Genomic DNA, 567 nt, shown 5'->3' with positions numbered 1-567 from the left:
AGATTTTTATAAATCTTGACGGTTTTCAAATCAAATAAACAAAACAAACTATTTTTTCATGAATAAATTCGTGTAATATTTTTTTCCATCGGCATTAGCACGTATAGCAATACCAAAATGTGTAAAGTCACCCTCCATGTTTAATCGATGTCCGTCGCTAGCCATCCAAGCATTAAATACTCCTTGTGGTGTAGCATAATTGTAAGCTACATTTTCACTTACAGTTTTGGCTCCTAAATTTGTTACCAAAGCCTGGTGGCGATCGGCAAAATTATTGTGAGATACTTGTCCAACAGCAATCATATAGTTATCATGACCTTCTGCTACTGTGGCGATATAATCGATTTTTTGCAATGTGTTTAATCCTTTGCTAGCACGATAGTTATTGATTAGCGTTAATACTTCTAATTCATCGGCTGTGTAATTGTATTTCGCGTTTACTTGAGTAAAAGTCACTGGCCCACTTGGGGCAACCTCTTCCTTTGAACATGAAAATAAAGAAAGTGTAACTAATACTAATAAAAGGATCTGAGGCAAAGTTCTGTTGTTCATAGTTTGTGTATTTAT

Annotated in this window: 1 protein-coding gene; it reads right to left on the bottom strand. The window is 34.7% G+C overall.

What is annotated here, in order from left to right; all coding sequences use genetic code 11:
- Positions 1-48: 48 nt before the first annotated feature.
- A partial coding sequence (locus tag EQG63_RS12150) for a CAP domain-containing protein (protein WP_317125555.1) occupies positions 49-567 on the bottom strand: 519 nt, incomplete at its 5' end.

The organism is Flavobacterium amnicola, assembly GCF_004122165.1.
GTDB lineage: Bacteria > Bacteroidota > Bacteroidia > Flavobacteriales > Flavobacteriaceae > Flavobacterium > Flavobacterium amnicola.
This window is presented reverse-complemented; position numbering and strand designations above follow the sequence as displayed.